At 66.4% G+C, this 25,921-nt stretch carries 24 protein-coding genes; 17 read left to right on the top strand and 7 right to left on the bottom strand.

The window, feature by feature from the left end; translation table 11 throughout:
* The first annotated feature begins 65 nt into the window (after positions 1 to 65).
* Both ACZK33_RS11735 and ACZK33_RS11730 read left to right on the top strand, forming a co-directional pair.
* The gene (locus ACZK33_RS11735) at positions 66 to 2,255 is read left to right on the top strand and encodes an AsmA family protein (protein WP_478455087.1); all 2,190 of its coding nucleotides are present in this window, start codon (positions 66 to 68) and stop codon (positions 2,253 to 2,255) included.
* 70 nt (positions 2,256 to 2,325) lie between these two features.
* On the top strand, positions 2,326 to 2,811 hold the full coding sequence (locus ACZK33_RS11730; RefSeq protein ID WP_121503250.1) for a TspO/MBR family protein: 486 nt from the start codon (positions 2,326 to 2,328) through the stop codon (positions 2,809 to 2,811).
* A gap of 16 nt (positions 2,812 to 2,827) precedes the next feature.
* On the opposite strand, the gene ACZK33_RS11725 is transcribed toward ACZK33_RS11730, so the two are convergent.
* Complete coding sequence (locus ACZK33_RS11725; protein WP_121503249.1) at positions 2,828 to 3,121, bottom strand: hypothetical protein; 294 nt, start codon at positions 3,119 to 3,121, stop codon at positions 2,828 to 2,830.
* A 252-nt stretch (positions 3,122 to 3,373) separates the two neighbouring features.
* Here ACZK33_RS11725 and ACZK33_RS11720 point away from each other — a divergent pair, with 252 nt between their 5' ends.
* From ACZK33_RS11720 to ACZK33_RS11710, 3 genes are read left to right on the top strand one after another with little or no spacing between them, the layout of a single operon-like run.
* Positions 3,374 to 5,611 (top strand): ATP-binding protein, encoded by a 2,238-nt coding sequence (locus ACZK33_RS11720; RefSeq protein ID WP_423174109.1) that lies wholly within the window; start codon positions 3,374 to 3,376, stop codon positions 5,609 to 5,611.
* Positions 5,608 to 6,075: a response regulator gene (locus ACZK33_RS11715; RefSeq protein ID WP_423174108.1), complete on the top strand. Its 468-nt coding sequence runs from the start codon at positions 5,608 to 5,610 to the stop codon at positions 6,073 to 6,075. Before ACZK33_RS11720 ends, ACZK33_RS11715 begins: the two co-directional genes overlap by 4 nt.
* A complete protein-coding gene (locus tag ACZK33_RS11710; protein WP_423174107.1) occupies positions 6,068 to 8,464 on the top strand; it encodes a response regulator in 2,397 nt (798 codons plus the stop codon). The genes ACZK33_RS11715 and ACZK33_RS11710 overlap by 8 nt, the downstream gene beginning before the upstream one ends.
* Positions 8,465 to 8,466: 2 nt before the next feature.
* Here ACZK33_RS11710 and ACZK33_RS11705 read toward each other — a convergent pair whose 3' ends face one another.
* Genes ACZK33_RS11705 through ACZK33_RS11695 form a run of 3 tightly spaced genes read right to left on the bottom strand, consistent with a single transcriptional unit; the run spans position 8,467 to position 10,467 of the window.
* Positions 8,467 to 9,159, bottom strand: coding sequence for a Rossmann-fold NAD(P)-binding domain-containing protein (locus tag ACZK33_RS11705; RefSeq protein WP_478455085.1), 693 nt, complete (start codon positions 9,157 to 9,159; stop codon positions 8,467 to 8,469).
* A gap of 13 nt (positions 9,160 to 9,172) precedes the next feature.
* Positions 9,173 to 9,847 (bottom strand): ChrR family anti-sigma-E factor, encoded by a 675-nt coding sequence (locus ACZK33_RS11700; RefSeq protein ID WP_071227404.1) that lies wholly within the window; start codon positions 9,845 to 9,847, stop codon positions 9,173 to 9,175.
* The gene (locus ACZK33_RS11695) at positions 9,844 to 10,467 is read right to left on the bottom strand and encodes a sigma-70 family RNA polymerase sigma factor (protein WP_071227405.1); all 624 of its coding nucleotides are present in this window, start codon (positions 10,465 to 10,467) and stop codon (positions 9,844 to 9,846) included. The genes ACZK33_RS11700 and ACZK33_RS11695 overlap by 4 nt, the downstream gene beginning before the upstream one ends.
* Before the next feature lie 135 nt (positions 10,468 to 10,602).
* Between ACZK33_RS11695 and ACZK33_RS11690 the strand changes: the two genes are divergently transcribed.
* The 12 genes from ACZK33_RS11690 (at position 10,603) to ACZK33_RS11635 (ending at position 22,418) form a co-directional block, all read left to right on the top strand.
* A complete protein-coding gene (locus ACZK33_RS11690) occupies positions 10,603 to 11,370 on the top strand; it encodes a hypothetical protein (RefSeq protein ID WP_277778751.1) in 768 nt (255 codons plus the stop codon).
* A gap of 82 nt (positions 11,371 to 11,452) precedes the next feature.
* Complete coding sequence (locus ACZK33_RS11685; RefSeq protein WP_032127330.1) at positions 11,453 to 12,403, top strand: acyl-CoA desaturase; 951 nt, start codon at positions 11,453 to 11,455, stop codon at positions 12,401 to 12,403.
* Between the two features lies 1 nt (position 12,404).
* On the top strand, positions 12,405 to 13,682 hold the full coding sequence (locus ACZK33_RS11680; protein WP_423174106.1) for an NAD(P)/FAD-dependent oxidoreductase: 1,278 nt from the start codon (positions 12,405 to 12,407) through the stop codon (positions 13,680 to 13,682).
* Complete coding sequence (locus tag ACZK33_RS11675; RefSeq protein WP_423174105.1) at positions 13,679 to 14,446, top strand: DUF1365 domain-containing protein; 768 nt, start codon at positions 13,679 to 13,681, stop codon at positions 14,444 to 14,446. The genes ACZK33_RS11680 and ACZK33_RS11675 overlap by 4 nt, the downstream gene beginning before the upstream one ends.
* A complete protein-coding gene (locus ACZK33_RS11670; RefSeq protein WP_423174104.1) occupies positions 14,443 to 15,702 on the top strand; it encodes an SAM-dependent methyltransferase in 1,260 nt (419 codons plus the stop codon). The genes ACZK33_RS11675 and ACZK33_RS11670 overlap by 4 nt, the downstream gene beginning before the upstream one ends.
* A 1-nt stretch (position 15,703) precedes the next feature.
* Positions 15,704 to 16,249, top strand: coding sequence for a DUF2878 domain-containing protein (locus ACZK33_RS11665; RefSeq protein WP_329913531.1), 546 nt, complete (start codon positions 15,704 to 15,706; stop codon positions 16,247 to 16,249).
* Positions 16,246 to 17,031 carry a DUF1295 domain-containing protein gene (locus tag ACZK33_RS11660; RefSeq protein WP_423174103.1) on the top strand — a complete coding sequence of 262 codons (786 nt, stop codon included), beginning with the start codon at positions 16,246 to 16,248 and terminating at the stop codon, positions 17,029 to 17,031. Before ACZK33_RS11665 ends, ACZK33_RS11660 begins: the two co-directional genes overlap by 4 nt.
* Positions 17,028 to 18,101, top strand: coding sequence for an SAM-dependent methyltransferase (locus ACZK33_RS11655; RefSeq protein ID WP_423174102.1), 1,074 nt, complete (start codon positions 17,028 to 17,030; stop codon positions 18,099 to 18,101). Before ACZK33_RS11660 ends, ACZK33_RS11655 begins: the two co-directional genes overlap by 4 nt.
* 8 nt (positions 18,102 to 18,109) lie before the next feature.
* Complete coding sequence (locus tag ACZK33_RS11650; RefSeq protein WP_049421983.1) at positions 18,110 to 18,643, top strand: lipocalin family protein; 534 nt, start codon at positions 18,110 to 18,112, stop codon at positions 18,641 to 18,643.
* A 135-nt stretch (positions 18,644 to 18,778) separates the two neighbouring features.
* Positions 18,779 to 19,306, top strand: coding sequence for a GNAT family N-acetyltransferase (locus ACZK33_RS11645; protein WP_032127338.1), 528 nt, complete (start codon positions 18,779 to 18,781; stop codon positions 19,304 to 19,306).
* Positions 19,307 to 19,470: 164 nt separating this feature from the next.
* Positions 19,471 to 20,097: a LuxR C-terminal-related transcriptional regulator gene (locus ACZK33_RS11640; RefSeq protein ID WP_121503237.1), complete on the top strand. Its 627-nt coding sequence runs from the start codon at positions 19,471 to 19,473 to the stop codon at positions 20,095 to 20,097.
* Complete coding sequence (locus ACZK33_RS11635) at positions 20,094 to 22,418, top strand: ATP-binding protein (protein WP_423174101.1); 2,325 nt, start codon at positions 20,094 to 20,096, stop codon at positions 22,416 to 22,418. Before ACZK33_RS11640 ends, ACZK33_RS11635 begins: the two co-directional genes overlap by 4 nt.
* Here the strand turns inward: ACZK33_RS11635 and ACZK33_RS11630 are convergent, their stop codons facing one another.
* The 3 genes from ACZK33_RS11630 to fusA form a co-directional block, all read right to left on the bottom strand.
* Positions 22,419 to 23,174 (bottom strand): SapC family protein, encoded by a 756-nt coding sequence (locus ACZK33_RS11630; RefSeq protein ID WP_279911945.1) that lies wholly within the window; start codon positions 23,172 to 23,174, stop codon positions 22,419 to 22,421.
* Between the two features lie 110 nt (positions 23,175 to 23,284).
* Positions 23,285 to 23,557, bottom strand: a complete 273-nt coding sequence (locus ACZK33_RS11625) for a hypothetical protein (protein WP_005409616.1) — start codon at positions 23,555 to 23,557, stop codon at positions 23,285 to 23,287.
* 253 nt (positions 23,558 to 23,810) lie between these two features.
* The gene (gene fusA / locus ACZK33_RS11620; protein WP_423174100.1) at positions 23,811 to 25,847 is read right to left on the bottom strand and encodes an elongation factor G; all 2,037 of its coding nucleotides are present in this window, start codon (positions 25,845 to 25,847) and stop codon (positions 23,811 to 23,813) included.
* Between the last annotated feature and the right edge of the window lie 74 nt (positions 25,848 to 25,921).

The raw sequence follows: 25,921 nt of genomic DNA, 5'->3' as shown, positions 1-25,921 counted from the left end.
CACACGGTGCAACCCAACACTTCGCAATAGTGCGCTGGCTCCCCATGTGATGAAGGTTGAAGCCGCTGATTTCCGTTCGCTACCCTCAATGGCCTCGCCATGCGCGCCTCACGGTGCGCATTCTGCTTGTCGTGTACGCTGCCTACCTGGTGGCCGGCAACATCTTCCTCAACACCCCGCTGTTCGACCAGGTCACCAACCGCAAGCCGCACAAGTTCGTGATGACCACCGGCCCGGCCATCACGCTGCTGCCGGGCCACGTCATTGCCTGGAACGTGCATATGCGCGGACACGTCAACCACACCGTCTACGTACTGCATGCCGAGCGTGCGAGCGCTCGCTTGGCCGTGCTGCCCCTGTTCCGCCGCGAAGTGCGGGTTCCCCGATTGCAGGCCACAGGCGTGTCGGCCGAAATCAGTCGCGTCGAGGACGCCATTCCGTCGCCCCCGCGCAGCGACCAGGGTTGGACCCTGCGTTTCGACGCCATCCACAGCGACAGCATCCGCAGCGCCCGGCTGGGCAAGCTGTTGATCATCGGCAAGGGCCAGGGCACGGTCGGGTTCCTCAAGCAGCTGCGCGGCGGCCCATCGGAACTGTTCGATTCCGAGGTCTCGTTCAGCAAGGCAGACACCAGCTATGACGGCGTGCAGCTGCTGGGCGACATGAATCTGACTGCGCGCTTCAGCTATCCGCGGCACTATCGCGACCAGGCGCCCGGCCTGGCCAAGTTGAAGCTGTTGCATGCGCAACTTGAGGTGGATGCGCGCAGCCAGGGCCTGCGCATGGATACGGATGCCACAACGCCAAAGATCTCCAGCGCGCCCGTGCCCGGACGCCTGCAACTGGCGGTCCACCTGATCGACGGCCAGCTGCAACCCGGTGACCACGCGCTCTGGCAGGTGCCGCTCTTCCTCGGCGATGGCGCGCCCAATCGCGGCGTGCTGGCCCTGCAGCTCAATGTGGCCAACGACCTGCGCCTGCAGGCCCGCCTGCCGCCACGCCCGGATTCGGCCGCCGGCATCGATGCCGACCTGCTCATCACCAGGCGCGAGATTCCGTTCCAGCACCCTGCCCAGCTGCTGGAACGCAGCTCCGGTACAGTGCGTGGCGAATGGGCCTTCACCTCGCTCAACTGGATCCCTGCCCTGTTCGTGCACAAGCCGTGGCTGCAGCTCGACGGCGGCGGCACCCTGAAGGCCGATCTGCGCCTGCGCAATGGCGAACTGATCGAAGGCAGCACCGTGGACATTCCCTCCGCCGCGGCGGTGGCCGAAGTGGCCGGCGTGCGTCTGGCCGGCACCGCCAGCGCGCATGGCGAGCTGAAGGCCGGCACCCCCAACCAGGCACAGCTGGCGATCCGGCTGCCCCGCTTCACCGCGCGCCCCAGCGATGCGAAGGATGTGCGGCTGTTCGACGGGCGTGACCTGGCCGTGGACCTTACCGGCGATGGCCGCCTGCAGGAACTGCGCAAGGGCGTTCGCGCACGGTTGCGTTTCAGCGAGGCGACCATCCCTGACCTGGCCGCCTACAACCGCTACCTTGGCTCTCAACAGGTGCGCCTGCTGCGTGGCACCGGCAGCCTCAGCGGCGACGCCACGCTCGACACCGATGGCCGCGTCGGCCACGGCACCGCGCGGCTGCTGGGTCGCAATGCCAGCGCCAAGGTGGCGGGCCTGGGCATGGGCGGCGATGTCGACGTGAACGCGACGCTTCGCCGCGGGGACTTCAACCAGCGTCATTTCGATCTGTCCGGCACCACCGTGGAGCTGCGTAATGTGCAGGTGGCCGGTACCGACTCCAGCAGCGCGTGGAAAGGCCGTGCTGTGTTTCAGCGGGGCCGCATCGACGCGCAGTCCCCGTTCCAGGTGGACGCCACCACCGATCTGACCCTGAGCGATGCACGCCCCTTGCTGGCCGTGTTCGCCAAGCGCACCGACTACCCGCGCTGGACGCTGTCCCTGCTGGATTCCGGCCAGGTCGATGCACAGGCCACGTTGCGCTGGCGCCCGGGGCATCTGGTGATCGACGGACTTCAGGCCGAGAATGATCGCCTGTCGGTACGTGCGCGGCTGGATCTGCTGGAGCAGCGCAAGCGTGGCGATCTCTATCTGCGCTGGGGGCTGCTGGGCGCGGGCATCGAGCTTGATGGTGATCAGCGCCAGTGGCATCTGGCCAAGGCGCGCGAATGGTTCGATCAGCGCCCTTCGCTGTTGCCGGCTGCCGAACGTGGAAGCGCCGCGGGTTCTTCAGACTGATCGCCCCGGGTTGCATCCATTTGCCGCTTCCGTTCGTATGAGCGGTAAACGCAGGATGGAGCGGTACGGAATGAAGCGGCGTTCACAGGCTCTGGGTCTTCTGGGATGGGGCGTGGTCACCTTTGCGGCGGCCGCAGTCGGCGCATGGGCATCGGCCTCCGCCGCCAGCTTCTACGCCACCCTCGCCCTGCCCGCGTGGGCACCGCCTGCCACCGTGTTTGCCCCGGTGTGGAGCCTGCTCTACGCCATGATGGCCATTGCGGCGTGGCTGGTCTGGCGCGAACGCGGCTGGCGCAACGCGCAACCGGCCCTGGTGCTCTATCTGGTACAGCTGGCCGTCAATGCCCTCTGGAGCTGGCTGTTCTTCGGCTGGAAGCTGGGCGCGCTGGCCTTCGTCGACATCCTGATACTGATCGCGCTGGTGTGCGCAACGATCGTTGCATTCGCCCGCCTCCATCGCGGTGCGGCGGTGATGCTGCTGCCTTACCTGGCCTGGATATCGTTCGCATCCGCGCTGAACTTCGCGGTGTGGCGCGCCAATCCCGGGGTGCTGTGACCCCGTATCAGTGCTCTCAGGCCTGCGCGACGCGCTGCGGCTGCCATGCACGCAGCAACGCCGGCTTGAACGCCTGCTGGCCACAGCCCGTTGGGCATCGCACCACCCGCGCGGCGGTGTGGCTGACCAACCCCTGCCCTTCCTCCGCCTTGAACACCGTGTCGCAGCTCATGCACCGCGCAACCAGCGAGTACAGGTGGAGCAGGCGCCCGCTGGCCGGATCCTGCAGGGCATCCACATCCAGCAGCTCAAACTGGCAGCTGTCGGCAAGCATGCGGTATGGCGTTGAAAGCAAGGTCTGCAGGTTCACGGGGCGTAGTCACTCAGGAATGTGCGTTCACCCTAGGCAAGTGTGTGTCGAGCGCGCGTGCAGCGCACATGTACCTTTCGCGAAACATGCAAGTGCTGTTGGAATGCTCAGATGAAGAATTCAGGTTTGAATGAAACGTTCTTCACACGCACGTGCTGGTATGCGAATGCACGATTTTGGGTCACCATCCGTGCATGCCGGATGCAACGCTGGGCCATTCCAGCCATCCACGAATCTTGAGTCCCGCCTTTGATGCCTTCTGCCGAGTCCACGCACGACACTGCCCAGTCCCGTTGTGCGCGCGAACCGATTCATACGCCCGGTGCGATCCAGCCCTACGGCGTGCTTCTGGTCGTTGAACCGCAGTCCCTGCGGGTGCGCGAGCGCGCCGTCAGTCATCCCGGGCTGCTGCAGCAGTTCGGCGAACCGTTGATGCAGCATGTCAGCGAGGTACTGGGCGGCGTGCTGGCGCCCTTCCAGGCGCTGTTCCAGCAGGCCGCGGTGGGCAGCAGCGCGCATGTCGGCGCCGTGCACCTGGATGGCCACGGCCGCCATCAATTGTTGGTGCATCGCTCCGCCACCGATCTACTGATCGAGCTGGAGGCACCGGTTCCCGGCCAGCCGGGTTCGCTGGAAGAATTGTATCCGTCGATCCGCGAACTGATGAACGGCATCGAATCGGCCACCACCGTGGAAGATCTGTGCCAACTGGCGGCCGCGCACATGCGCCGGCTGACCGGCTTCGATCGCACCCTGGTCTACCAGTTCGATCCCGGCTGGAACGGCATCGTGGTCGCCGAGGATGGCAACGGCCTGTTGCCGTCCTACCTGGACCTGCGCTTCCCCGAGTCGGACATTCCTGCGCAGGCCCGCGAGCTGTACCGCCGCAATCGGGTGCGCCTGATCGCGGACAACAGCTATACCCCTACCCCGCTGATGCGGGCCGAGGACCATCGCGACGCGCCGGCTACCGACCTGAGCCTGGCCGTGCTGCGCAGCGTTTCGCCCGTGCACCTGCAGTACATGCGCAACATGGGCACTGGCGCGTCGATGTCGGTGTCACTGGTGCACGAGGGCCAGCTGTGGGGTCTGGTGTCCTGCCACACGGTGCAGCCACGCCGCCTGCCCTACCACGTGCGCACTGCCTGCGAGTTCATGGGCCAGATCCTGTCACTGCAGATCGCCCTGAAGGAGCGTGCACGCGCCATCGAAGAGCGCGTGGCGCGCCGTTCGGTGCTGGTCAAGCTGCTGGCACGCATGGCCGGCGACGAGGATTTCATGGCTGCGCTGCGCCACGATGAAGCCAGCCTGCTGTCGCTGACCGGCGCTGCCGGTGCGGCCATCGTGCACAAGGGCGACTGCATGCGCGTGGGTGAGTGCCCACCCGCCAGCGACGTGCTGGCCCTGGCTGATTGGCTGGCTACCCAGCAGACCGGGCAGGAAACGTACTGCAGTGACCATCTGGCAGCCGACTGGGCGCCCGGCGCGCGCCTGTCCGATGTGGCCAGCGGCGTACTGGCGGTGTCCATTTCGCAGCTGCACGACAGCTATCTGATGTGGTTCCGCCCGGAAGTGGTGCGCACCGTGCGCTGGGGTGGCGACCCACGCAAAGCGGCGGCGCCCGGCGTGGCACTGTCCCCGCGCAGCTCATTCGAAGCCTGGAAAGAGACCGTGCAGCAGCGCAGCCTGCCGTGGTCCGACGCCGACTGCGATGCCGCACACGAAATGCGCACGGCCATCGTCGATATCGTGCTGCGCAAGGCCGAGGAGATGGCCGAGCTCAACGAGCAGCTGGTCCGCAGCAACAAGGAACTCGAAGCGTTTTCCTATTCGGTCAGCCACGACCTGCGCGCGCCGTTCCGCCACATCGTCGGTTACTCGGAGCTGCTGGGCAGCTCGGCCGGCGAACGCCTCAACGATACCGAGCGCCGCTTCCTGGATACGATCGTGGAGTCGGCCAAATCCGCTGGGACACTGGTGGACGATCTGCTGAGCTTCTCGCAGATGGGCCGTTCCACGCTCGGCCGGGTACGGCTGGATATGGCGGCGCTGGCCGAGGATGTGCACCGGAGCCTGGCTTTGGACTACGCCGGACGCGATGTGCAATGGACGCTGGCGCCGCTGCCGGAGGTGGAGGCCGATCCCACGATGTTGCGTCTGGTCTGGCAGAACCTGCTGGCCAACGCGATCAAGTTCACCCGCGAGCGCGAGCAGGCCGTTATCGAGGTCGGTCACGAGCGCAACGTCGACGAAGACCACTTCTTCGTGCGTGACAACGGCTGCGGCTTCGACATGCGCTACGTGGACAAGCTGTTCGGTGTGTTCCAGCGCCTGCATCACGTCGAAGAATTCGAAGGCACCGGCATCGGCCTGGCCAATGTACGCCGCATCATCGGCCGCCATGGCGGCCGCACCTGGGCCGAGGGCGAGCCCGGCAAGGGCGCCACAGTTCATTTCACCCTACCCCGTTCCACAGGAGATCACCCATGAGGGACCTGCGGCCGATCCTCCTGGTGGAGGACAGCCCCAAGGATGCCGAGCTGACGCTGGCCGCGTTGTCGCGCTGCCAGTTGCTGAACGATGTCATCCATGTACGCGATGGTGCCGAGGCGCTGGATTACCTGCGCTGCGAAGGCAAGTTCGCCGGCGCCATGCACGGCGGCCCGGTGGTGGTGCTGCTGGACCTGAAGCTGCCCAAGGTGAACGGCCTGGAAGTGCTGGAACAGGTGCGTGGTGACGCACAGCTGAGCAGCACCCCGGTGGTGATGCTGACCTCTTCGCGCGAAGAACAGGATCTCGTGCGCAGTTACGAACTGGGCGTGAACGCATTCGTGGTCAAGCCAGTGGACTTCAAGGAGTTCTTCGACGCCATCCAAGGGCTGGGCATGTTCTGGGGCATCACCAACCAGCCCCCGCCGCATCGGCCCAACGGCTCGGGGCGGCACAATGCGTGATGGATCGCGCCGCAGCGAGCGCCTGCGCATCCTCATGCTGGAGGACAGCGCGCTTGATGCGGAGCTGATCAGCGCACAGCTGCAGCGTGCCGGCCTCGATTTCGAGGCCGAGCGCCTGTGGACCCGCAATGCCTTCATCGAGGCAATTGAGAATCGCGCCTTCGATGTGATCCTGGCCGACCATGTGCTGCCCGGATTCGACGGCGATGCGGCCCTTGCACTGGCACGCGAGCGGATTCCGCAGACCCCTTTCATCTTCGTTTCCGGCACGCTGACCGAAGAACTGGCGGTGCAGGCACTGACCCGCGGCGCACGCGATTACGTAGTCAAGCAGCGCCTGCAACGCCTGCCGGATGCGATCCGACGCGCCCGCCAGGAGGCTCATGAACGCACCCAGCTTGTGCAGGCGCAGGCCGCACTGAACGACAGCCAGGCGCAGTTGCAGCAGGTAACCGATGCCGTCCCTGCGCTGATCGCCCAGCTCGACACGGCGCATCGCTACCGCTTCGCGAACAAGGCGTTTCTGGACTGGCACGGCGTCAGCCTGGCCGAACTGCTGGGTCGCGCGGCACGGGATGTCAGCGGCATTTCCGCCTTCGAGCACGCCCTGCCCAGCCTAGAGCGGGTACTGCAGGGCGAGCGCACCAGTTTCCAGGTCGAACTGGTCCACCGCAGCGGCGAATCACGATTCGTGCAGATGGACTGCGTACCGGAACATACGGCCGATGGCAGCGTGGTCGGCTACATCTGCATGGGCAGCGATGTTTCACTGTTGAAGCAGGCCGAACTGGCGCTGCGCGAGGACAACCAGGTTCTCGAGCGACAGGTGCAGGCACGCACCGCCGAGTTGCGGGCCAGCAAGCGGCGCCTGCAGGCGATCTTCGAATCCAGCTTCCAGCATCAGGTGCTGCTGGATCTGTCCGGACGCGTGGTTGATGCCAATGACGCGTCACTGGCCGCGGTGCTTGCGGACAAGAAGGACACTGTTGGCGCGCGCTTCGGCGAATCGCTCTGGTTTGCCACAACCGATGGCATCAGTGCGCTGATCGACCAGGCCGTCGCTGCAGCCGTACAGGGCCGCAGTTCGCTGCATGCACTGGAACTGGAACTCCCGACCGGGCGGCGCAGCTTCGACTTCTCGTTCCGCCCGCTGCTGGATACCGAAGGCGTGGTCACCGCCGTGGTCTCCGAGGCGGTGGAAACCACCGCGCGGCTGCAGGCAGAACACGCGCTGCGCCAGTCACAGAAGATCGAGGCGGTCGGCCAGCTCACCGGCGGCATCGCCCATGATTTCAACAACATCCTGACGGTCATCTCCGGCAACGTCGAGCACGCCATGCTGCTCAACGAACGCGCCGGAGAACCCGGGGCAATGGTCAGCCGTGCACTGGACAATGCACTGAAAGGCGTCGGCCGTGCCGCCAGCCTGACCCAGCGCCTGCTGGCGTTTGCCCGTCGCCAGCCGCTGCACAGCCAGGCCGCCAACCTCAACGAACGCCTGCTGGACATGCACGACATGCTGCAGCGTGCACTGGGTGAGCTGGTGCAGCTGGAGCTCCGCAACGCCGAGGACATCTGGTGCGTGGAGATCGACATCAGCCAGCTGGAGGCCTCCGTACTGAACCTGGCGGTCAATGCCCGCGATGCGATGCCGCATGGCGGCCGGCTGGTGATCGAAGTCGACAACAGCCACCTCGACCACGACTACGCCGCCCTGTTCCCAGACGCAACGCCGGGCGAGTACGTGATGTTGCGGGTGCGCGACAATGGCCACGGCATGGACGCGGCGACCCTGGCGCGCGTGTTCGAGCCGTTCTTCACCACCAAGCAGGTTGGCCGCGGCACCGGGCTTGGCCTGTCGATGGTGCATGGCTTCGTCAAGCAGTCCGGCGGCCACGTGCTGATCGACTCGGTGGAAGGCGGCGGTACCAGCATCACCATGATGTTCCCGCGCTCTCCGCTGTCCCTGCCCTGCGAAGCACGCACCCCACAGACCGGCCTGGCGGGTTACTCACCGCGCGAGGAAACCATTCTGGTCGCCGAGGACAATGACGATGTCCGCGCCCACACGGTGGATGCGCTGCGGCTGCTCGGTTACCGCGTGCTGGAAGCCCACGACGGCCCCTCCGCGCTGCGGCTGCTGGAGCGCCCCGACACCAAGGTGGATCTGTTGTTCTCGGACGTGGTGATGCCCGGCATGTCGGGGTGGGAACTGGTGCACGAAGTCCGTGAACGCTGGCCGGAAGTCGCCGTCCTGTTCACGTCGGGCTATCCACGTGACCACGACCAGGTGGGCAGCCAGGGACGCGCGGTTTCATTGCTGCCAAAGCCGTTTACCCGCAGTGATCTTGCAGCGGCGGTACGCACCGCGCTGGGGGCGACGCACTGAGGTCAGGACGCCGGATCACGCATGCCAGCGGCGATCCGGTTGATGTCTGCGCACTCCACCGTGGCCGGCGGATGCTCCCTGCCGGCCAGCGCAATAATCGCCTGGCCCAGGGCCAGATTGCTGGTCATCAACGAAGGCGCAATCGCACCGGCCAGCTTCATCAACGGCGCGCCGCCCCAGTACAAGGGCTTCAACAGGGCATGACGGGTGCCGGTTCCCGCGACCGGCCTGACGCCACCCGGGCGCAGCATCACCGAGCGCATCGGCAGGGCCTGCAAAGCAACTTCGGTCTCGCCCTTGACCCTCAGCGGCATCAGCCGGCTCTGAGGGTCTGCACCCGCACCGGATACATACAGAAAGCATCCCTCGGGATTCGCGGCCGCCCAGGCACGGGCCACCGCCAGCGTGGTGTCCACGGTAACGCGTCGGTACTCGGCCTCGGCGGTGCCGACCGGTGGCGCTCCGGCGCAGTAGAGGCATGCATCGAACCCGGCAAGCTCCTCCACCCGCTCCTGGATACGCAGAAAGTCCGGGACAATCAGTTCGCTGCCGGTGCCGCTCAGACTGCTTGGGTGGCGGACCAGCGCGGTCAGGCGGGAGACCTGCGGTGAGCGCTGGCAGGCCAGCACCACACCCTGCCCGACCAGGCCTGCGGCACCGGTCAACAGAATCCGTAGTGCACCTGTCCCGACCATCATCGCACCCGCCTCAGAGTTTCACGAAACGCTGGATCTTCCGCGCCAGCCAACCGCTGAACACCAACGGCGCATCCAACGCAGACACGCAGATGCACGGCACACCCGGCGCGGTCACCGGCTGGTGCTCCACCTCCTCGTCCAGATCCGCCACGTCACCCGGCGCGAACAGCCCCAGCGCGTCGTTGTAGGAACCGCGCAGGATCTGGGTCAGCTCGCTGCGGCCATGGCTGTGCATGGGCAGGCACTTGCCGGGGGCGATCTTCAGCATGATCAGCGAGGGCATCTGCTCGGCCCGGATGCAGTGCACCCCCGGCGCCATCCAACGCCAGCGCAGGTCACCCAGCGAGGTGCCAAAGTAGGGATGCAGTGACACCGGCAGATGATCGGGATCGGCCTCGGGCCGCTCCTTCGGCATAGGGCGCAGGGATTCCGCCATGGCCGTCGGGGTTTCCGTGGCCAGCTGCATCAGCATGGCCTCGCGCAACTGTTCGCGCCGCGTGTCGGTTGCAGGCGGCTGGGTCTGCTCCAGCAGTACCGAACCGATCGCCTCAGCATCGCGCAGGCGCTGACGGCAATGCGGGCACTGCTCCAGATGGGCACCCGCCACGATGCTCAACGGCGCCGGCAGCGCACCGGCGGCATAGCTCATCAGCGTGGATTCGTGCAGGTGATGGTGTGGATTCACAGCGCACCTCCCACTTTCGCCTGCAGTTGCAGGAAGGCACGGCGCAGGTGTGATTTGACCGTCCCCAGCGGCATGCCCAGCGCTTCGGCGATCTCGCTGTGGCTCTTGGCCTCGAAATAGGACATCCGCACCAGCCGCGCCTGCACCGCAGGCAGCTCGTTGATGCGCTGGCGCAGACGCGCCTGGTCGGCGAACTGCTCGGCGCTGCTGCGCTCGATCACATCCAGCGTCGCCGCGTCCTCCACCGCCGCCTGCACCTGCATCCAGCTGCGCTCACGGCGCACTCGATCGATATGCAGGTTGCGGGCGATGCGATACAACCACGTACTCAGCGCCCCCTGTGCCGGATCGAAATCGGCGGCCCGCAGCCATAGGCGCAACAGGCATTCCTGCGCCAGCTCCTCGGCTACGGCATCGGGTGCGCCCAGGCCGCGCAGGTACACGCACAGCCGCGGCATGAAGTAGTCGTAGATCCGCATGAAACACTCGCGGTCGCGCAGCCGCGCCACGCCGTCCATGTCACCGGCCCAGTTCGTCGGCTCGCTGCTCGGCTGCTGGGAACTGGACACGGTGCGTGCGCTATCGAAGTTGAGGAGTGTGCTGGCGGCGTCAGGGTACATCTGCGTTCGCGGCGGGCGGGTGAAGGTCTGTCCTCTGTACGTGCAGGGGCAGCCATTGGATGCAGTCGGCACTGCGCATCCAACCGGGCGCCCCCACCGTATGACCTGAGAGACCTACCCTTCCGGATGAACACCATGCGCACTGCCTGGCTGCTGCTGTGCCTGCCCCATGCCGCGCTGGCGGCGCCCTGGCTGCGAAGTGAGGGTGTGGCCACCTCCGCGCAGGGCGACATCCTCTACCGTGAAGTGCACTGGCGGCGCGAGGCAACGGAGGGTGCCGAACGCTGGGTGCTGTACCAGTGCCCGGATGGCCAGCCCTTCGCCCGCAAGCATCTGCCCGCCAGCGCCCGCCCGCAGGCACGGAGCTATTCGCTGCAGGACCGCCGCAGCGGCCAGACCGCCGAAGTCGACGCCACTGGCGACTCGGTGTCGATTGCCTGGAAGGAAGATGCCGCCAGCCAGCCGCATCAGCGCCGGCTTGAACTGCCGCCGGACGCGGTGATCGATGCAGGGTTCGACGCTGCGGTGCGCCTGCACTGGCCGGCGCTGCTGCGCGGCGAACGCATCAGTCTGCCCTTTCTGGTGCCGGGGCGGCAGCGCTACTTCCCGGTGCAGGTGCGGCGCATCGGTCCGGTACGTTGGCAGGGTATTGATGGCCAGTCGATCGACGTCAGTCTGGACACCTGGTACGGCGGCATCGCCCCGCGTCTGTCACTGGTCTATGCCAGCACCGACCGCCGCCTGCTGGAATTCCGCGGCACCAGCAACCTGCGCGATGCCCGCGGCAGCTACCCGCAGGTGACGGTGCGCTTCAGCTCGCCAGCTGCCGAGCAGACTGCCGCGGAATGGCAGCAGGCCTGGACGCGTCCTCTGGTCGACCGCTGCGCCGTGACGCCCAGGTGAAGTCGAGATTCTTCGCGTCGCAGCGCATCCATTGCACGCGCTGCTGCGTACAGGTAGACACGACACCCGCCGAGATCCCCCAATGGCCTCTGTAGCGCCCCTCCCCCGTCGACGCTCGCGCCTGCTGCGTACGCTGCAGCGCTGGATCGACACCGGCAACGTCGCAGAGACCACCGGCGAACAGCCCGGCCGCATCGACTGGTTGCGCGCCGTGCCATTTGCACTGATGCACCTGGCCTGCATCGCTGTGCTCTGGGTCGGAATCTCATGGACAGCGGTGATCGTCGCCGCAGTGCTCTATGCGGTGCGCATGTTTGCCATCACGGCGTTCTATCACCGCTATTTCTCGCACCGGACCTTCCAGGCATCGCGGCCGGTGCAGTTCGTGTTCGCTGTCATCGGCGCCTCCAGCGTGCAGCGTGGGCCGCTTTGGTGGGCCGCCCATCATCGCCATCACCATCGGCATGCCGACCAGCCGCTGGATCCGCACTCGCCACGCGAGGGCGGCTTCTGGCGCAGCCACATGGGTTGGTTCCTGACCCGCGAGGCGTTCGCCACCGATCTGTCACGGGTACCGGACCTGGCGCGCTTCCCCGAACTGCGCTGGCTGGACCGTTTCGATACGGCCGTACCGGTACTGCTGGCCGCAGCGCTGTATGCATTGGGCGCCGGGTTGGAGCGCTGGGCACCGGGCCTGCACACCTCCGGCCCACAGCTGCTGGTGTGGGGCTTCTTCATCTCCACCATCGTGCTGTTCCATGCCACGGTCACCATCAATTCGCTGGCGCATCGATTCGGCCGCCGCCGCTTCGACACACGCGATGACAGCCGCAACAACCTCTGGCTGGCGCTGCTCACCTTCGGCGAAGGCTGGCACAACAACCACCACTTCTTCCCCGGCACTGTCCGCCAGGGCTTCCGCTGGTGGGAAGTGGATTTGACCTGGTACGGACTGCGCGCGATGGCGGCCCTGGGCCTGGTCAAAGGTCTCAAGCCCATCCCCGAGTGGGTCCTGGCCAAGGCGAGGTACTGACATGCGCATCGCCGTCATCGGCTCGGGTATCGCGGGGCTGGCCAGTGCCTGGTGGCTCGATGGCCAGCACGACGTCACACTGTTCGAGGCCAACGACTACCTCGGTGGCCATACCCACACGCACGACGTCCAGGTGGATGGGACACGCATGGCGGTGGATACCGGGTTCATCGTGTTCAATCCCCAGCACTATCCGCTGCTGACCGCGCTCTTCGACGAGCTGGGTGTGGCTTCGCAGCCGACCACGATGAGCTTCTCGATGCACAGCGAGCGCAGCGGCGTGGAGTACAACGCCACCTCGCTGGATGGCCTGTTCTGCCAGCGCCGCAACCTGGTGTCACCTCGATTCTGGGGCATGCTGGCCGACCTGCGCCGGTTCTATCGGGATGCGCCGTTGCTGCTGGCCGAGGAAGACGGCCCCACGCTCGGCGAGTACCTGCGCAGCCAGCGCTATGGCGAGGCCTTCATCGACGAGCACCTGCTGCCGATGGCCTCGGCACTGTGGTCCTCACCGACCGCCACCGTGCAGGACTTCCCGGCGCGCTACTTGGCCCAGTTCATGGCCAATCACCAGATGCTGCAGATGACCGGGCGCCCGAGCTGGCGGGTGGTCAGCGGGGGATCGGCGCGCTACGTGGATGCGCTGCGCCGCCGCTGGCGGGTGCATGAGCGGCTGCAATGCCCGGTCAGGATGGTCGAACGCATGCCCTGGGGTGCACGCGTGCACAGCGCGGCCGGCGCGGAAGGCTTCGATGAGGTCATCCTGGCCTGCCACAGCGACCAGGCCCTGGCGCTGCTACGCGACGCCGACCCCATCGAGCGCGGCGTGCTCGGCGCCATCCGCTATCAAACCAATGAAGCGGTGCTTCACACCGATGCGTCATTGCTGCCGCGCAACCGCAAGGCATGGGCGGCATGGAACGCGCACGTGCCAGAGGATCGCGCCGCGCCCTGCACGGTCAGCTACTGCATGAACCTGCTGCAGGGCCTGCCCGGCGATACGCCCCTGGTGGTTACCCTCAACCGCAGCGAGGCAATCGATCCGGCCAAAGTACTGCGTACGCTGCGCTACGCCCACCCGGTGCACGACCATGCCGCAGTGCGCGCGCAACAGCGCTGGGCGGAACTGCAGGGCCGTCGCCATACGTGGTTCGCAGGCGCCTATTGGGGATGGGGCTTCCATGAGGATGGCATCCGCAGCGCCCGCCGCGTGGTCGATGCCCTGCAGGCCTGCGCTCCACATCGGCTGGCATCCGCCGCGGATGAGGTGGCGGCATGAGTGCCAGCGCGCTCTACATCGGGCAGGTGATGCATCGCCGGCATCATCCGCACCCGCATGCCTTCCGTTACCCCATCGCCCAGCTGCTGCTCGATCTGGACGAACTCGATACGGTGTTCACCGGGCGCTGGTTGTGGTCGGTCAATCGCCGCAACCTGGCCGAGTTCCGCCGCAGCGACTACTTCGGCGATCCCGCACGGCCACTGGCCGATGCCATCCGCGATCACGCTGCCCACACGCTTGGCTACCGGCCGACCGGCCCGGTGCGCCTGCTCACCCATCTTCGCTTTGCCGGGCACGTGTTCAACCCGGTCAGTTTCTACTACTGCTACCAGGCCGACGGCAGCACGCTGGACTGCATTGTCGCCGAGATCACCAACACGCCCTGGAAGGAACGGCACGCCTATGTGCTGCCGGTCGCCACCGCCACGCACGAAGGCAGCTCACTGCGTTGGCAGTTCGACAAGTGCTTCCATGTCTCGCCGTTCATGCCGATGGACTGCGGCTACGACTGGCGATTCAACCACCCCGACCAGGACCTGCGCGTGCACATGCAGGTCTGGCGGGACGGCGTGCGCCAGTTTGATGCCACCCAGGCCATGCAGCGGCGTGCCTTGGATGGCCGCGGGCTGGCCCGGGTCCTGGCCTGCTATCCCCTGATGACCACCCAGGTGGTGGCCGCCATTCACTGGCACGCACTGCGGCTGTGGTTGAAACGCAACCCGGTGCACGACCACCCCACTCTTGCCGAGAAACCGCGATGAACTCGATGACTCCCTGGGTTGCCCTGCCACGCCCCGGCGCCTTGGACGCGTTCCTGCGCCGCCGCCTGCTGGCCCAGCTGGCCCCGATGCGCGACGGTCGGCTGTGCGTGCGCGATGCACTCGGCGAAGTCTGGCTGGGCGATGCCCGTGGTGAACTGCATGTCACCGTCACCATCGATGACCCGGCGTTCTATCGCAAGGTTGCTGCGCAAGGCAGTGTGGGCGCAGGTGAAAGCTACATCCAGGGCGAGTGGCACTGCGATGATCTGGTGGCACTGATCCGGCTGCTGGTGCGCAATCGCGATCTGCTCGACGGCATGGAGCGTGGCCCGGCCCGCTTGGGTGGGGGGATGCTGCGGGTCTGGAACCGCCTGCGCCGCAACAGCCGTGAAGGCAGCCGCCGCAATATCGCCGCGCACTATGACCTGGGCAACGACTTCTTTGCCCTGTTCCTGTCGCCGGACCTGATGTACTCGTCAGCGATGTTCGACAGCGAATCCGAGCCATTGGAATCCGCCTCGCGGCGCAAGCTGGACCGCATCTGCCAGCAGCTGCAGCTCAAGCCAGGCGACCGCGTGGTGGAGATCGGCACCGGCTGGGGCGGTTTCGCGGTACACGCCGCCCAGCACTATGGCTGCCATGTGACCACCACCACCATCTCCGCGGAACAGCATGCGCTGGCCGCCCAGCGCGTAGAGGCGGCGGGCCTGCAGGATCAGGTCACGCTGCTGATGCAGGACTACCGCGACCTGCAGGGCCAGTTCGACAAGCTGGTCTCGATCGAGATGATCGAAGCGATCGGCGCCGAGTACCTGGACACCTACATGGCTACGCTGCAACGCCTGCTCAAGCCGGATGGCGTTGCCCTGCTGCAGGCAATCACCATCGAGGACCATCGCTACGAACAGGCCCGGCGCAGCGTCGACTACATCAAGCGCTATGTATTTCCGGGCAGCTTCATCCCATCGATCAACGCGATCATGGCCGCCAAGACCCGATCCAGCGACCTGCAGCTGATCGCCCAGCAGGACTTCGGCCACTCCTACGCACTGACCCTGCGCGCCTGGCGCCAGCGCTTCCTGGCCCAGCTGCCTGCGGTGCAGGCGCAGGGCTTTGATGCGCGCTTCTGCCGGTTGTGGGAGTTCTATCTGGCCTATTGCGAGGGCGGCTTCCTGGAACGTTCGATCGGCGTCTCGCATCTGCTGCTGGCCCGTCCGGACCACCGGCCCGTCCTCGCTGCGGGCGACAGCCGCTGACATGCGCCGGTTCTGGACCAATCTGCTTGGCAACCAGCTGGTCTGGCTGTGTGCCGTGGCCGGCGCAGGGCGAGGCTGGCAGTGGCCGGCGCTGCTGGCCGCAACGATCTATATCGGCAGCCAGCTGCTCACTTCACCGCAGCCGCGACTGGACCTTCGGCTGATGCTGCTGGCGCTGGCCTGCGCGTGGCTGGTCGACGCCAGTGCCGCCGCCAGCGGCGCCGTGCGCTACGCTGCTGCCCCGCTGGGCTGGGCTCCGCCCCTTTGGATCATGGCGTTGTGGGCCGCGTTTGCGATGACGCTGACCACTTCGATGCGCTTCCTGCTGCGCCACCCTGCCCTGCCAGCCCTGTTTGGCCTGTTGCTGGCCCCGCTGGCGTATCTCTCCGCAGCGCGCGGTTTCGAGGCGGTGCGTTTCACTGCGCCGCTGTGGCAGGGCCTGCTGGTGCTGGGTGTGGGCTGGAGCATCGCGCTTTCGCTGCTGTGCATGGCCGCTCGTCGCGGCTCCCGCACCTTCCCGCCGCCCCTGGCAGGAGCACCGTCATGATCAATCTGTTGTGGGTCCTGCTGTATGCCGTACTGGTGATGAGCTGGGGTTGGGCCTGGCAGCGCCGCCATCACAACATCGGCGTGGTCGATGTGCTCTGGGCCAAGGGCGTGGGCGCGTCAGCCCTGTTGCTGGCGTGGCTCGGCGATGGTGCGGCGGCGCCACGGATGGCGCTCGGCATGCTCGGTGGCCTGTGGGGCAGTCGACTCGCTTTTCACCTGTGGCGCCGGGTCCGCCACGAACAGGAAGACGGCCGCTACCGTTATCTGCGCGAGCACTGGCAAGGGCATCAAGGCAAGATCTTCGGCTTCTTCATGGCCCAGGCGCTGCTGGTCGTGCTGTTCGCCCTGCCCTTCGTCGCGGTGGCGGCCAGTCCGCAGACAAGCACGACGTTGTGGATCGTGGCCGCCGCACTTGTCTGGCTGCTGAGCGTCGGCGGCGAGAGCCTGGCCGACCACCAGTTGGCCCGCTTCCGCGCCGACCCGGCGAACAACGGCCGAACCTGCCGCGAGGGGCTGTGGCGCTACTCCCGCCACCCCAACTACTTCTTCGAGTGGCTGCACTGGTTCAGCTACGTCCTGCTCGCGGTCGGCTCGCCACTGTGGTGGCTGGCCTGGGCCGACCCGCTGCTGATGTACGTGTTCCTGCGCTATCTCAGCGGCATTCCCTTCACTGAAAAGCAAGCGCTGCGCAGCCGCGGCGACGACTACCGCGCCTACCAGCGCACTACATCGATGTTCTTTCCCTGGTTCCCCCGTTCTTCCAAGGAGCACTCCGCATGAGCGCGATCCCGTCACTGAATCCGGCCGAAGATGCGGAAACCGGGCTGATCGCCTGGGCCGAACGTGGGCTGGTGCCCGATGCGGCGCTGCGTGCGGGCATCCGCCGCTTGTGCGCGCAACGCCTGCATGAGGAAAGCGAAGGCGGCATCGAAGGCCAATCGGCACGCTTCAGCCAGCGCATCACCGAGCTGGCCGACAGCCCACTCGCGCTGCATACCGAAGCGGCCAACCGCCAGCACTACGAAGTTCCCGCGGCATTCTTCCAGGCCTGCCTGGGCAAGCGGCTGAAGTACAGCAGCTGCTACTACGCCACCGGGCGCGAAACGCTGGACCAGGCCGAGGACGCCATGCTGGAACTGTACGGCCAGCGCGCCGGACTGGCCGATGGCCAGCAGATACTTGAGCTGGGCTGCGGCTGGGGCTCATTGACCCTGTGGATGGCCGAACGTTACCCGCAGGCGCATATCACCGCCGTCTCCAACTCGCACAGCCAACGCCAGTACATCATGGCGCAGTGCCAGGCGCGCGGCCTGGGCAACGTCGAGGTGATGACCCGCGACGTCAACCAGCTTGACCTGCCGACGGCCCGGTTCGACCGCTGTGTCTCGGTGGAGATGTTCGAGCACGTACGCAACTACCAGCGCCTGCTGGCAGCCATCGCACGGTGGCTGAAACCAGACGGTGCACTGTTCGTGCACATCTTCGCCCATCGCACACTGATGTATCCGTTCGAGACAGACGGCGGCGACAACTGGATGGGTCGCCACTTCTTTACCGGCGGACTGATGCCGGCAGCCGACACACTGCTGCATTTCCAGCGCGACCTGCGCCTGAAGCAACGGTGGTTACTGGACGGCACCCATTACCAGCGCACGGCCGACCACTGGCTGGCAAACCAGGATGCAGCCCGCGAGCAGGTGATGCCGGTGTTGATCGCCACCTATGGCCAGGTTGCAGCGAAGGTCTGGTGGCAGCGCTGGCGGATGTTCTGGATGGCATGCGCCGAGCTGTTCGGCTACGACGACGGCCAGCAGTGGCTGGTGGCCCACTATCTGTTCCGACCCCGCTGAGGTGCCCGATGCGCATGTTTCCGCTGCTTCCCCTGATCGCGGTCGGCCTGTTCGGTTCCGGCTGCAGTTCCAGCGACACCCGCCCGTTGCCGCGTCCACCGTCGGTGGATGTGCCGCGCTTCATGGGCGACTGGTACGTGATCGCGCATATCCCGTCGCGCCCTGAGCGCGAAGCCTTCGACGCCGTGGAGAGCTATGCCCTGCGCCCCGATGGACGCATCCAGACCACCTTCACGTACCGCAAAGGCAGCTTCGAAGCGCCACAGAAGTCCATGCACCCCATCGGCCGTGTCGAGAAGGAAGGCAACGGCGCGGTCTGGGGCATGCAGTTCATCTGGCCGATCCAGGCTGAGTACGTGATCGCCTGGCTCGATGAAAGCTACCGCCAGACCATCGTGGCACGAAGCAAGCGCGATTACGTCTGGTACATGGCCCGCACCCCGCAGGTGTCGGACAGTGACTACCAGCAGGCGGTCGAGCGGATTGCGGCCATGGGTTACGACACCCGCAAGCTGAGGCGGGTGCCGCAATCGGTGCGATGACGCGGCACCTTCTGCCCGGGTCGATCATCCTGGAGCATCAGTCGATCATCAATCATTGCAACGTGGTGCACTCGCGACGCGCCCTGCAGATACGATGCTGGGCAGGCCAGCAAGGCCGGAACGGATACACGATCGATGAACAGCCCCGCGGACGATGCCATCACAACCTCCTGGAATGGATTCGAAGTCCGGCAGATCCTTCCGTGCGACCTCGACCTCATCTGCGCTCACCGAGAAGCGATGTTCCGTGAAAGCGGCCGGAGCGAAGAGATCCTTCAGCAGATGGCGGCCCCGTTCCGTACCTGGCTCGAACCGCGCCTGGTGTCAGGCGACTACTTCGGCCATGTCCTTTCCGACAATGGACAACCCATCGCAGGCATTGGCCTGATGCTGATCGACTGGCCGCCCCACCCCGCCCATCCAGAGCAGGACACGCGCGGCTACGTACTCAATGTCTACGTGGAGCCCGGCTATCGGCGTCGCGGCATCGCCCGCCAACTGATGAAACTGGCCGACCATGCATTCGCCGGACGAGCGGTGGCCTACGCGGTGCTGCACGCTACCACCCAAGGGAAACCACTGTATGCGGATCTCGGATGGGCTGCGACCAGCGAAATGGCCCGCGACCTGCGCAGCGCGAGCGAAGTACCCCGAAGCGCTTGATTGGGTACTGACGATCCACCTCATCAATCGGCGGCATTGAATTGATGGGCTTTACGCATCGATTCTTAGGAATAATCGCAAAATTCCAACAAGTTCGATGCTCGACGCGATAGCGGCGCCAGAATGATCGCCACGCCCTGCGGGCGCCGATCACCTCCCTGCGCATGAATGGATATCCTGCACCGCGCCGACTGCGGCTGGCACTCCTGGACGATCACGAAATCGTCCGCCGCGGCACCGTCCTGCACCTGTCCCGCGACGTCCGCTTCAGCATTGTCGCCAGCCACACCCGCAGCGATGAGCTCATCGGCAGCCTGCGCCAGTTGGCAGTGGATGTCGCCATCATCGATCTCACCCTGGCGCCTGGCGACCGCAGCAGTGATGAGCTGGTTCCCCTGCTGCGCGAGTGCTTTCCACATATTCCCCTGCTCGCCTTCGCCACGCTGACGCCAACCACCCGCATCGACCACCTGCTGGCGAGCGGCATCTCCGGCGTAGTCAGCAAGTCCGAGCCCCTGGAGATGCTGTCTGATGCCATCGTGCGCATCTCGCAGGGGCTGTGCCGCCTCCCTGCTGATTGCCTGTTCCCGGCGTGCCGCGAGGAACTCAGCCGCAATGAACGCGAAGTGCTGGACCTACTCCTGGCCGGCCTGACTGTCTCGGAGATCGCGCTGCGCCGCCACCGCAGCGTCAAGACGGTCAGCACCCAGAAGGTCGCCGCCCTGCGCAAGCTCGGGTTGCGTAATGACGTGGAGATCTATGCACTGCGGCAGCAGCTGGAGCTCCAATGAGGCGGCGCGTTCGCCTCCGTCTGCGCACGTCGTGCACGTTGTTGCTGGCCCTGATCCTGCTGCCGGCTGCATCGGCCGAGGATGCACAGTTGCGGAGATGGTCCGCCGGCCGCGAAGTGCGGGTTGCCACCGCGCCATCATTGCGACCGCTCCCCCCAACGCTGGCGGATTCAAGCGCACTGCCCACCCTCGCCCATGGCTATGCCAGGCTTGTGGCTCGGCATTCCGGCCTGCGCTTCCGCGATCTCAACTACCCCAGCACGAGCGCAGCGGTCGCTGCCGTCTGCCGGGACGAGGCCGACCTGGTGCTGGTCATGGGCAGCCCCTCGCATCACCCGCTTCCCTGTCCCGACCTGAGGGCCTCCGGCGCCTTCCATGGCGGCAAGACGGTATTGGCTGTGCGTAAAGGCGAGCACCCGCCCCGTGACATTACCGGCGTGAGAGCGCAGGTGCTGGCTGTAGTTGAAGGCGGTCCCTATGCCGACTGGCTGACGATCCACCACCCCCGGATCCGCCTCCTGCATCTCCCCGACCGCCATGCGGCCCTGGCCGCTGTTGAAAGCGGCAACGCCGATGCTGCGATCGGCCTGGAAGCAACGCTGCACTCGATGATCCGGCAGCATTTCACGGGAAACCTGCAATTGCACCCGTTCGACAGCGGATTCTCTACCGATCTGCACCTGCTTGTCCGCCGGGAGGACCAGCAGCTGCTGGCGCGCATCGATCAGGCGCTGCGCGCCATCACCCTCGAAGAGCACGCAGGCCTGCTGGAGTTGTGGGCGCAGCAGATGCTGCCCACATCCATCGAGAGCGCACTGGACCGGGTGCGCCCCCCGCTCCAGCTCTGGCTGCTGTGTCTGGCCGCGGCACTCATCGGCCTGCCCGTGCTCTGGCAGGCGTTACGCTGGCGAATCGGCCGCGCGGAACAACGCCTCGGGCGCGCGGCGGGAATGATCAGCCATGAAGTGCGCAATTCCGCGCAGACAGTACTGGCTTCGATCGACCTGCTGAGCCAGTCACACCTGCCCAAGGGGCAGCGTGAACTGCTCGCGGCTGCCCTTGCCGCCGGCCACTCGCTGCGCAGGCTGCTCGATCGCTCGCTGGCGTTCTCGCGCCTTGCCAGCGGCAGCTTCAGGCCGCATCCCACGCCCTGCGACGTCGGCCAACTCTGTGCCCGTGCACTGGAAGCAATCCGGCCGGAGGCACTGCGGAGAGGGCTGTCACTCCAGTTGGATCGCGCGCCCGATCCAGCGCCGGTGGTTGTGCTCGATGCTGATGGACTGCGCCAGATTGTCGACAACCTGCTGGGCAATGCATTGAAATTCACCGATGTCGGCGGTATCGAGGTGCGCCTGCAACTACAACCCGCCCTGTCTCCCCGGGAGCTGTTGCTGGATGTGATCGACAGCGGCATCGGCATCGCACCCGATCAACTGGCGCTTCTGTTCCGACCATTCCAGCAGAACGAGGATGGCCAGAGACGTGGCGGCAGCGGGCTTGGCCTGACGATTGCGCACGAACTGGCCGTTGCCATGGGCGGCAACCTGACCGCACACAGCGTGCATGGGCGCGGCAGCCGTTTCACCCTGCGATTGCCGGTCCGCGCCGTTCACGGCGATCAGCCGCCCATCGAGCCACTGCAGCAGACGCCACTGACCGGCGTCGACCTGCTCCTTGTCGAAGATCATGCACTCAGCCGGCATGTCGTCGCAGAGCAACTGCGTCGGCTGGGCGCCGACGTACGCGCGGTTGCCGATGCCGACGCCGCATTGGCCGAGCAAGCGCTACGACCGCGCGGCACGGTCGTACTGGATATCGGGCTTCGCGGCTCGGATGGCTATGCACTGGCGCAGCAGCTGCGCGCGCAGGCACAGGCACCTCTGCGAGTGATTGCCCTGTCCGCCCGCATGGGGCGCCGGCACGCGGCACGCTGCCGAAGGGCCGGCTTCGACGCCATCCTGGTCAAGCCGCTGCAGGTTGCGAGCCTGCTGCAGGCGCTGGACCTGCCGCCCTCGGCGCACGGCACTGCGCCCGACGACACCCCTGGCGCCGCGCCGGATTACGCTGCGGACATTGCCCATGAGCTGGCCAGGATTGAGCAGGCCGTGCAGGACGCCGATGCCTCGACACTGCGCCATCATGCACACCGGCTGCAGGGAACGCTGCAGATGTGCCGGGCAACGGATCAGGCCGGCACAGCGGCCGACCTGTGGGAACTGGGGCATAGGGCCGCGCCTGACTGGGTCGAAGCGCGGCGACTGCTGCGGGGATTGCAGCAGTGGCACGGTTCCCGCAAGGCGGAAGCCGCACCATCGGCCTGATCAGGCCGCCAGGCGCTCGACCTGGCGACGGGTCAGGTCATTGAAGCGACCCAGCGACATCAGGTGCTGGTGGATCAGCGCCAGCCAGCCGCTGCGGTGCCACTCGACCACGGTCGCTTCCGGCAGCGCCACGAACTTCTCGACGTCCACCACCAGGAAGCCGTTGAGATTGAACTCGCGGCCATCCGGAGTGCGGACGGTGGCGTTGCGCTCGACCAGCAGGCCGTTGTCGATCAGTGCCTTGGAGAAGGCCTGGGTCTGTTCGTGCTCGCGGGTGTACTGGCCGCAGAACTCCAACGCCTGCTGCACCATGTCGGTGGCCTTGCCGTCGACGAACAGCGGCTGACCTTCGTCACCGCCCTTGACCACGCGCGAGCTCTCTTCGTCGATGCCCAGCAGGAAATCGTTGTCCGCACCGGTGTCGATGAAGATGAAGGGGTGGCGACGCAGGTAGGCCGGGATATAGGCCTCGTCTTCCCACAGGCCGTCCTTGATGAACAGGTTCTGGTCGGAAACACCGACGGCGGCCATCGGCACGGCGGTCGGGCCGGCGAACAGGATCGGGAAGTGGTGCAGGGCCAGCGAGAACTCGCCCAGCACCAGCGGAATGGCGTTGTTGCCGGCGGCAAACTCGAGCCTGCCCGGCAGGATGCGCAGATCGGCATGCACATCGGCCTGCAGCGGCACCGGACGGGTGTAGAACAGGGGGGCGCTGCTCGGCGCCGCTTCGGTGGTGGTGTCGCTGGTGGTCGTCATCTTGGGAACCGTTCGATCATGCGCGCCTGCCATCCCGGGCGCGCCAGCGGGAACAACCTGAATCCCGCATTATCAACAAGCTCGATGACAACGGCCACCCCACCGACGGCCTATTTCAACTGCAGGGGGTAGCGCTGCCAGAGGACGTGGACCAGGAACCCGGCCAGCTCGGTGTCGCGCGCGCTCACCGCAGCGCGGATCTTGTCCAGCAGCACCATGTCCGAGCAGGAGCGCACATCGGCGTGGTTGGCCTGCCCGGCCCGGCGCGCGCGGTAGCGCGCTGCGCGCTGCGCGTCACTCATTGCGTACCCGAACTTGGGCGGACGACCGCGCTTTCGCGGCAGGGTCAGCTCCAGGGTTCCGGGGTCTTTGTCATCACGCATGAGAAGGGTGCGGGCGGCGGCGAGCAACGGGGGGTGCGCAATTTATCGTGAGGCATCACTTTAATCCAGCTTTTTCTGCAGTTTTGTTGCGATGCAGTGCATTATCCCGGTGTCGATGCGAATTCATCCACGCATGGCGTGGATCTACTGCAGGGCCTGCAACCCGATCACCCGGTAGATCCACGCCATGCGTGGATGGGCGCTCCCGACGACAAAAAAAGGGAGCCCGCTCACGGGCTCCCCTCGCCTTTCCTCATGCAGCGCGTACCGGCTCGTAACCATGCAGGTGCGCCTCACTGCTGGCCCGCCCCTGGCTGAGAGACCGCAGCGAGGTGGTGTACCCCACCAGCTGCGCCAGCGGTGCGAAACCACTGACCTCGGCACGACCGTCCTGGTCCTCGATGCGGGCAATACGGCCGTGGCGGCGGTTGAGGTCGCCAACCACGTCACCCACCGACGCTGACGGCGAATGCACCGTCACCGCCATCACCGGCTCCAGCAGCTGCGTACCGCCCTCCACCAGCGCCACCTTGATCGCCTCGGCACCGGCACGGTGGAACGCCATCTCCGACGAGTCCTTGGCATGGGTCTGGCCATCGACAAGACTGACCTCGATACCGACCACCGGATGGCCCTGCGGACCTTCCGACAGCGCGGCACGCACGCCCTTTTCCACCGCGGCGATGAAGCTGCGCGGCACCACGCCACCGACGATGCGGTCGTTGAACACGACCTGGTCGTCCTCGCGCGGCGATACATCCAGCACCACGTGCGCGAACTGGCCCTGGCCACCGGTCTGCTTGACCAGCCGCCCCACCACGCCGGCCATCGCACGCAGCGGTGTCTCCTGGTAGGCCACGCGCGGCGAACCTACGCCCACCTCGACCTTCCACTCGCTGCGCAGGCGCTCGACCATCACCTCCAGGTGCAGCTCGCCCATGCCCCAGACCAGGGTCTCCGCCGTGTCGCGATCGGTTTCGACGCGGAACGAGGGATCTTCCTGGGCCAGGCTGGCCAGACCCTGCGCCATCCGGATCAGGTCGGCCGCACGCGCCGGCTCCAGCCGCCAGGCCAGCACTGGCGCCTGTGCCTGGATGTTCTCCAGGCGCAGCGGCTGCGCACGGCCACTCAGCGTTTCACCGCTGACCGCGTCCTTCCAGCCCAGCACCGCGACGATGTCACCGGCCACGGCCTGTTCGATGTCGTGGGTCTGGTCGGCCTGCACCCGCACCAGGCGACTGACACGTCGACCCTGCGGATGCTGCGAACTGGCCACGGCATCACCGACCTTCAAGGTGCCCGAGTACAGCCGCACGAAGCTCAATGCGCCGTGCTGCTGGTGGGTGATCTTGAACAGCAGGCCCGCCAGCGGACCGTCTGGATCCGGCGGCAGCACCACCTCGCCGCTCTCGCTTTCGGCGGTCACGGCAGGCCGATCCAGCGGCGACGGCAGGTAATCGACCACCGCATCCAGCAGCGTCTCGATGCCCTTGTCCTTGAAGGCCGCACCGGCCAGTACCGGCACGCCCGCACCGGCCAGCGTCGCCCGTCGGATCGCCGCGCGCAGCTGTTCGGCATCGATCACGCGACCCTCCAGCCAGGCATCAGCCAGCAGTTCGTCGTGGTCGGCCACGGCCTCGACCAGTGCGTCGCGCTGCGGCTGCCACAGGGTGCGCGCCGCGTCGTCCCAGGGGGTCACCGTGGTTACGGCACCATCCTGCCAGTGCAGCACGCGCTCATCGACCAGGTCGACCCAGCCGTTGAAGTCGCTTTCGCTGCCCAGTGGCACACCGAGCGCCCACGGCCGCGCCCTCAGCTTGTCCTGCAGCTGCTCCAGCACGCGCTCGAACGAGGCGCCGACGCGATCCATCTTGTTGACGAACGCGATCAGCGGCACGCGATGGCGACGCGCCTGGCGCCACACCGTCTCCGACTGCGGCTGCACGCCGTCCACCGCCGAGAACACGGCCACGGCGCCGTCGAGCACGCGCAGCGAACGCTCGACTTCAATGGCGAAGTCGATGTGGCCGGGAGTGTCGATCAGGGTCAGCCGATGCGGCGGCAGATCGCGCGGCGCCCACTGCGCCTGTACGGCAGCAGCGCCGATGGTGATGCCACGTTCGCGTTCGATCGCCGAGAAATCGGTGGTCGCGTTGCCATCGTGCACTTCGCCGACGCGATGGATCTCACCGCTTTTCCACAGCAGGCGTTCGGTCAGCGTGGTCTTGCCGGCATCGATGTGGGCAATGATGCCAAGGTTGCGACGGCGGGAAAGGACTTGGGTGTTCATGAGAAAGGTTCCTGCAAAGCCAACTTCGGGGGCCGCGCACCCCGGTTGGCGACAGGGTGCGCGGCTAGCGTTCG

This window comes from Stenotrophomonas sp. 86156_Sma, from assembly GCF_056481625.1.
Note: the sequence above shows the minus strand (reverse complement) of the source record. Positions and strands in the feature narration are given on the sequence as shown.